Source organism: Microvirga sp. GCM10011540 (genome assembly GCF_042650665.1).
In the GTDB taxonomy this organism is placed as follows: Bacteria; Pseudomonadota; Alphaproteobacteria; order Rhizobiales; family Beijerinckiaceae; genus Microvirga; species Microvirga lenta.
Genome location: NZ_JBHSBQ010000095.1, coordinates 1 through 5,967, shown reverse-complemented (window position 1 = coordinate 5,967; position 5,967 = coordinate 1). Strand labels below are relative to the sequence as shown.

3 protein-coding genes and 1 pseudogene are annotated in these 5,967 nt (G+C 59.2%); 1 reads left to right on the top strand and 3 read right to left on the bottom strand.

Annotation, left to right across the window (positions count from 1 at the left end; all coding sequences use genetic code 11):
• Positions 1 to 379: 379 nt before the first annotated feature.
• Positions 380 to 724 carry a hypothetical protein gene (locus ACFOYU_RS15545; protein ID WP_377034291.1) on the top strand — a complete coding sequence of 115 codons (345 nt, stop codon included), beginning with the start codon at positions 380 to 382 and terminating at the stop codon, positions 722 to 724.
• Positions 725 to 1,550: 826 nt separating this feature from the next.
• On the opposite strand, the gene ACFOYU_RS15540 is transcribed toward ACFOYU_RS15545, so the two are convergent.
• From ACFOYU_RS15540 to ACFOYU_RS15530, 3 genes and pseudogenes are all read right to left on the bottom strand, one after another.
• Entirely contained in the window at positions 1,551 to 2,504 is a 954-nt protein-coding gene (locus ACFOYU_RS15540; RefSeq protein ID WP_377034290.1) for a hypothetical protein, read from the bottom strand.
• 1,014 nt (positions 2,505 to 3,518) lie between these two features.
• Positions 3,519 to 4,286 (bottom strand): LuxR C-terminal-related transcriptional regulator, encoded by a 768-nt coding sequence (locus tag ACFOYU_RS15535; RefSeq protein WP_377034289.1) that lies wholly within the window; start codon positions 4,284 to 4,286, stop codon positions 3,519 to 3,521.
• A 1,142-nt stretch (positions 4,287 to 5,428) separates the two neighbouring features.
• Positions 5,429 to 5,967: pseudogene (locus ACFOYU_RS15530) on the bottom strand (hypothetical protein); the annotation flags it as partial.

Below are 5,967 nucleotides of genomic sequence, written 5' to 3'. Positions count from 1 at the left end.
GCGCCGCCGGCGCTCTGTGCCGAGAACTTCGATCTTCATTGATCTACTGACCTTAAAGCTAGCCTTAAGGTCAGAACGTCACGTGCAAACAGCACTCTCACAAGAGGGCCCACGCCGAGTGCTTACGTTGATGGTGCGGCTCGAATCTGATCTGCTCTTTCGCAGGTTCGCCGGGCTCGGGATCGACGATGCCGCCTGGGTACACCCGACTTTTTCCAGAACCGCGACCGGCTTGTCGACGGCCACATCGCCGCTCGGTTTCTCGCCGGCAAGACCAAACCCACCTCCCCCGCCGCGGAGCGGGTGGAACCAGCCTTCCCCTTGCAGCGGCGGCCTGCAAGCTGGAGCGCCTGCGCAAGCCGCCGAGGGAGACAACCTTATGGCCAAAGCTCCTGCCTTTGCCAAGGCGTTTGCCGGCCACTGGCGCATCGTCGAGATGGATATCTGGAGCAACGACTTCCTCGATCTCGTCGAGGAGGCACATCTCACCTTGTCGGGCGCGACGGACGGGGAGATCGCCTTCGGAGCGCTCAAGGGTTTCCTCGATGTCCGCTATGGCTCACGTGATGGTGCGGCCTGCGCCGAGTTCTCGTGGGAAGGCTATGACGATAACGATCCGGCCTGTGGGCGCGGATGGGCCGTGCTCGGCACGGCCGGTCGCCTCGTCGGCCACTTCTACATCCACAATGGCGACGATTCAGGCTTCGTCTGCGAACGCCGCTGACTTCTTCAACGGTCCACGAAATCCATGGCGGCGCCCTCAACGCAACGTTCACCTGCCGCACGAGCGAGACATGCGCCGAGATCCGTCGCCCATTCGGCTCAGGGTGCGACGACTGGGGCTGAGTTGGCGCCTCACGAACCAAGTGTTCTTCGTTTGCCTCAGCCCCGATGCGGACGGAGCCATAATCGGGGTTCATGCCCGTCGTCCGTTCAGGTGGACATGAACCGGCTCTGCTACCGATGCGCTTTTTCTCTCCCCAGCATGAAGCAAGCCATCTTCAACCCCAGCCGTGATTATCTACAGCAGATCGATGGATACGGCTGGGGCGGATGAAACGAGCGGTTCATATCGGCGATAAAAGGATCAAGGACTGCAATTGCCACCTGCTCATTGATACGCGAGGCCCTCTGCTGATGGTCACGATCCATTAGGCCGACTTTCTGACCAGCCGAGGGTCGAACTCTTGCTCTCCAAGCTGCAACCTGTGTCTCCCGCATTTGAACCGACCTGGGCCGATACGGCACATTTCGGTTTGAAGGACTGCCTCCAGAGGGCTTTTGCCGGACGATTGTCAATCCTGCGGCATTGAGCGACCGGTAATGCGGTCGGATGAAGGCTGGATCCAAGCCCCCGACCCGAGCGGCGCCTACGTGCTCGCGCACAGGTCGGTGGTTGAGCGAACATTCGTCACCAATTCAAGCCAAGGAGAACGGGCCACCTGTCGAGACCGTCGAGACGCGACGCCACCTCCACCATGAACCGCATCCTGCCCCGCGTCTCGCCGGAAAGGTTGGATAGCTGCTCAGCGGCCTCTCAATTGGAAAATTCACATATCCGCCAAGGCTTCGATATCACCTTGTTCTTTCTCAAACTCGGTACGCCACTGCTGCACCCTGGCAATGTTGACCGCCCTCTCCAGGTGAGTCCGCGACGGTTGCGACAGCGGGAATGTACATGCGGCGATTGCATCTACCGCAGCTACGGCGTCGCCAAACAGCATCTGATGATCACTGGAAGATGCTGATCGCGTTAGCAACTCGCTCGCTTCGCCCAGTTTCACATGCGCGGCGAGAAGGTCACTTGGGAGATCACCAAACCGTACAGGCTGGAGGATATGGTCGACTTGCTGGTATGTCTGCACGAAACTGAAGGCGTGATCGTCCGGAAGGGTGACCGCGTCATGGTAGGTGATCTCGACCTCCTGCGCTTGCGTGGGCCATAACTGTCTCTGCCTGACGGTGTCATCCAAGGGCAGTCGATGGGCCATCTGCGCTGCGAATGCGAGCGCCTCGTCGCGGCGGTTCAGGGAGAAAAAGTAGCCTTGCCTATGAGAGTGTTCGGGCATGACAAGTTTCAGCTGTGATTCTTGATCATAGCGATACAAGCCGCCGAAGGCCCACATGGGCGGCCGTGAGCGACGATAGATAGTGCCGTTCACTGAAATCAAATCATGCTCTGCGATCGCTTGCGCCCGCGCGATTGCGTCAGCCCGCTCTTCCGCTCTGACCCGCCACATCGGCGGCGGTTCCTCAGGCAGGTCGAAGGGCGCTGCCGGCACACCGTAGAGGCGCACGCTGTTGAGAAACGGGTAGTCGCCCCATCCAGCATCTCCCTCGCGGAGCAGTCTCTCGAAGGTGCCCGGCTCTAGAATTGCTTCGCCCTCGGGCGACAGAAGCGGACGCCAGAATGCCTTTTCGAAGAAGCGCCAGTGCATGTATGCAGGTCCAACGTCGGCGGGCCAACGTACCGTGATGCTGATTTCAGCCTCATCGCGATCCACACATCGGATCGTTACAGGCTGCCGCATCTGGACGCCGATCATTTCAGCGTTACGACAGCGCGGGGGCACAGCATGCACGACGTAAGGCACCCGCACCCAAAGAATTCTCGACTCGGGCACTTTCCAGACTTCGCTCTCTCAGTTCAATATCGGTCTGGCGTCCAATTGCGGCGCAAGACCCTGACGGCGCCCGATAATATTCAGGATTCGCTCTTTCGCTAGTCGAGCAGGGGGCTTTCGTTAACTGCCTGCCAATTTGAACCGATCATTTTGTGGCGCGGCTACCCTTCAGATCGAATTGTCATGCTCCGGCTGTTCCATTGCCGCGCCGCATTGTCGCATATTCGAACGCGGTGCCAGGATCCGACGTATGAGCAACAAGCAATTGCCGCGAACGGCACCCGACGGATTTTTCAACGACGCGAGCCCTCGCGGTATGCTCCGGCACCCGAACCTGCCAGGAGTGCTGGTCACAACAATGACCGTCAAAGCTAACGTTTGTCCGAACCTAATTGAGCTGGCTCGTAAGCGTCATCAAGGAACTTTGGTCGATAGGTGTGGCCGTTCCGGACGATGCCAAAGTCCGTTAAGTTCGCCACCCGAGCATTGCCGAAAGTTCCTTACGCGCCCGCCGCTCGGGTGGATACTCCTTCTGGTGCCGATCACCTTCTGACGATTGGTCTTGCTCGTGCCGCGTTTCAGAGGTCTGCAATGGTCCGGATCGCGGCACCAACTCGCTGCCAGCCTCGGCGTTCCGACGTCGTGACAGGATCGCGATCCGTCAATGGAATTCATCCTGCGGAGCCTACAGGAACTGGTTTTTGGTAGCCAGATCTAACGGGTAGTTCCCGGCCCGGAATCAGCTCGGAGAGAGTTTCGATGGCAAAGCCGGATCCGCAAAGCATTACTACGTCTATGCGCCTGACCACGGAGGTCGCAAAGCTCTGCCTGAGATCCTAAGGATGATAATGAATCTGGACCTCGTCACCGACAGTGACCTTCATGACGGCTCTGTCAGGCATTGATGGAGGCTGCGCCTCCCGCCCTTAGTCGCCCCGTCGCCCACATAGCTGCCTGCGTGCGGTTGGCCGCCCCAATTTTGCGAAGCACTGCCTTGACGTGGACCTTGACGGTTGCCTCGGCAAGATCGAGTTTCCGAGCAATGATCTTGTTCGGCGCACCTTCCATGAGGCAATTCAAAACCTCTGCCTCTCGGACAGAAAGATTGTGTCGTGTCGAGGCAAGAGACTTGGGCGCTTCCAAGTTATTGCATTCGGGCGTCCGTGAAACGGTCCGAGAGAGCTTTGTGAAGAGGGAGCGAACTGTTGCCGAGGGCAGCGTGGCCTCGCCGAGCATGATCAACTCAAGACACTTGACCAACGCATTCCGGCGACTGGCCGTATGACAGAAACCATCAACTCCTGCCTCCAGTCCGAGGCGCACCAGCCTGAGATCAAGCTGATCAGCCAGAGCAACGATCTTCGTGGCTGGTGCGTGTTCCCTCACGGACCTGACGAGTTCAAGCACGCGCCCGACATCTTGGTTTGCGTCAATGACCACAAGGGCAGTGTTGCAGGCCAACAGCTTCCCACCGCTAGAGTCTCTCGAAGGAAACGCCTCAACAGAATCGAACTGGGTTCCATGCAGGAGATGCTGAAGCCCCCTCAGCAATATCCCGCTATCACTGATCAGGGCGACGGGCAGTTTCGGCGGCAAGGGATTGGTGATGGTGTGGTCCTCCAACAGGCGCTCGGCCGCGAAATCAATCTTCGAATGTGCCATTCCTGCCCCTCTGGGCTATCGTTAACATTTAGGAGACCCTAGATCAGGCTTCGAGACCCGGTCTGTCGGAAACCCGACAGAAAAGGTAAGCCGTTAGTCCTACAGCCATCCAAGCTCGGCCGCGAAATAACCCCCGCCACTCACCTCCGACTCCCGGTAGCGCAAACGGTATCTTCTTCTTCTTCTGCGACTCGAATTTTCTTGGAATGTATTCACTGCCGGGCCCGGCATTATCCTGACAGATCTGCGAAATGATGATGGCAGATCTTCGTAATGTCGTGAGCCGTGGCGATTTCTACCGCTGGGATATTCCAACCGAAGGTCGGACATGCGCACCTGAGTGGCTTGGAAGCACGGGCTCCAGCCATGGCCTGACCCGTTCACCACCGTCTCCGTGATTCGGCGCGGGAAGGCATGTGCCCGCTCGATCTGGCAAGGGTGAATGGCCCCGGAGAGCGCAGCGGCCTACAACCCGGCTCGCTCCTGGTGATTCGGACAATCGCATCGCTGTCAGCCTCTGGGAGAGGGCTGATCGAAAGCCGGCCTCCTGATACAGGTCAACCGACTCTTGGCGGGTGGTTCCCCGTTGGTCGATGACGCTTCACCGCTCGAGAAGCGCTGGATTCGGTTTATGCCAGCCCACCAAATGCCGTAGCACCAGGCCAGTGGGCAGACCGCAAGACCTCGCTCTCGAACACTCGTCAGGATCCTGACCGTCTGCAGCGCTTCCGGGTGCACGGTCGTCGGCGAACACCGCCCTCGAAGCCAGAGATCGCGCTGAAGGAACTCAAATGCCAACTGCTGAGGGGACGTGGATTCTTTTGGGATAGTGACGGTTACCCGCGACGGCATCAGCGAGCCCTTCGCACATCGACAAGGTCCGAACCGGACCTTGTCGATGCCAGCGTACGGCGAGCCGATTTGCCTTCCTCCACATTGACGCGAGCGCAGAGACAAGGAGGCAATCCACTCCTTCCGTCGAGCCGCAAGCGGGGTTGCCTCAACAGCTCGGCGCGCAAGGTCCGCCGCGCGCGTTTCTCCTACTGCGGGCCCTCGGCTGACAGAGCAGGACGAGCAGAGCGTTGCCGGCAGCGCTCCATGGGCCGGGTGATTGGATGCCCCAGCGCCATGATTTGAGTGAACTAGCCGATGACGGAATCCCCGAAACTGGAGCGGCCTTCATGAATCCCGAACTGGAGAAAGTGCTGGAGCGGATTCATCTCAGCTGCGGCCACATCGCTGTAGCTTGCAAGATAGCTGGAGGTATCAAAAGAACCTGATGGATCGCGGCCCTCCTTCCACCCACAGCTATTGTAGTGCTCCAGTGGGTTCAACCCAGCGGCTGCCACGTCTGAGTAGGCGCGAAGATAGGCACTCGTATCAAACAGGCCGTTTGGATCACGCCCTTCCTTCCAGCCCCACTTTTCGAAATGGAGAGCTGCATCAACTCCGGCCGCAGCGACATCTGGATTTGCGGACAGATAATACTCTGCATCAAACCCTTCATGAACCGATCTGCCGACCGGGAACGGCGTTGCAGTAGGGGTCGGCGTGGGTGCCGGGGTTGCGGTGTCGGTGGGGGCGCCGTGCTTGGCGGCGGAGGCGGAGGAGCCGTAGGACAGATCCGGCGATTTCACGTTGTAGGCGATGGTCTCGCCGCCGGACGGCGAGGAGCGGTACA